The organism is Azotobacter beijerinckii, from assembly GCF_900110885.1.
Lineage (GTDB): Bacteria > Pseudomonadota > Gammaproteobacteria > Pseudomonadales > Pseudomonadaceae > Azotobacter > Azotobacter beijerinckii.
Genome location: NZ_FOFJ01000168.1, coordinates 1 through 1,275 on the forward strand (window position 1 = coordinate 1; position 1,275 = coordinate 1,275).

Sequence of the window (1,275 nt, forward strand, 5' to 3'; positions counted from 1 at the left end):
GCAAAACACGGCCGGTGTGACGATGCGGGTGCGCTCGATATGCCCGCGTTGTAACAGGCCGGCGCGGCGATCCCCGGTCACCAGGTAATCCGCTTCACCTGCAATCGTCCGGGTCGTTGGCTTCGTCCTGGATATCCAGGCGTTCCAAAACCACGGCGCGTTGCAGGTTGTTGATCATGGTGCCTACCTTGGCGGGCTGAAGAACGGCTTGGAGCTTGGGATAGAGGCTGGCTCGGCGGATCTCGTCGAGCTGCATCCGCGAGGTGACCACCTCGAAACGCGCGGCCCGCCAGGCCCGATAGATCACGTCGGGTGCTCCATGCGGTGAAATCAGGGCACTGAACAGGATGTTGGTATCCAACACGACCCGCATCAGCGTTTGCGCGCCCAGTCGAGGGCTTCATCGACCATCGCCGTCAGCGCCTCTTCACTCACATGGGTATTGGCCGCCTTGGCCTGTTCGGCGGTCAGTTCCAGGATATGGGCGCGTACCGCCTCTTCGATGAAGCGCGACAGATCGCCCTTTCGGCCTCCGCCCTGGCTGGCCAGGAACATGCGAAGGGACTGGTCGGTGTCGGCCGAGACGGCAACATTCCAACGGACGGTACTCATGGCGTTCCCCGTGTATAGGTGTTTATGTGTTTATACGCCTTTAGTGGGTAGCCCTGCAACGGACCGACAAAACGATCCTTTTCGAGAGGCCGTCGCGAGAAAGCAGCCCGCAGCCAGCGTTGGTCACCTCGAGTTTCGAAAACGGTCATGACGGAGCTTCCTGCGGCCACAGCCAAGCGCAAAGCCGCGCCGCTGCTGGATCGAGCATTCCTTAGCGTGCTTTACCAAGACGCCCCCCTGCCTGTCCAGGAGAGGGGCTTCGACACCCCGTTCGGTAAGCGCCCGCGCCGGGCCTGCAAAGCGGCGAACGCCAACCGGTCCGGTTCAGGGAATCAGGATCACCTTCTCGCTGCGCCCTTCGTCGATGTCGGCATAACGCGCCAGACCCTCGGCGAGGGGGGACTCGATCAACCCCTCCGGAGCAGGCAGTGTGCCGTCGTCGAAGTGCCGGCCGAAGCGTTCCAGCATCCGTGCACATTCGGCGCAGCCGTAGAGCAGCGAGTTGATGCCCACCACCGAGCCGCCGCGGCGATACAGGTCCAGCGCGGGCAACTGCACCTGGCCGTCGACCGGCGCCGCGATAATCGCGACGCGGCCAAAGGTCGCCAGCGCCGGGACCGCGGCGGCGAGCCAAAAGCCGGTGGTATCGAAGATCACCTGCGC

At 63.7% G+C, this 1,275-nt stretch carries 1 protein-coding gene and 2 pseudogenes; all 3 read right to left on the reverse strand.

Annotated elements, in window-relative coordinates; all coding sequences use genetic code 11:
• Positions 1-373: pseudogene (locus BMY22_RS23410) on the reverse strand (putative toxin-antitoxin system toxin component, PIN family); the annotation flags it as partial.
• Positions 373-612 (reverse strand): ribbon-helix-helix domain-containing protein, encoded by a 240-nt coding sequence (locus BMY22_RS23415; protein ID WP_090625727.1) that lies wholly within the window; start codon positions 610-612, stop codon positions 373-375. The pseudogene BMY22_RS23410 and the gene BMY22_RS23415, both read right to left, overlap by 1 nt.
• Before the next feature lie 324 nt (positions 613-936).
• A pseudogene (locus BMY22_RS23420) lies at positions 937-1,275 on the reverse strand (zinc-binding alcohol dehydrogenase family protein); the annotation flags it as partial.

Excerpts from the sequence above, each read along its gene's own strand:
- BMY22_RS23415 (WP_090625727.1), bottom strand. The coding sequence starts at position 612 with ATGAGTACCGTCCGTTGGAATGTTGCCGTCTCGGCCGACACCGACCAG.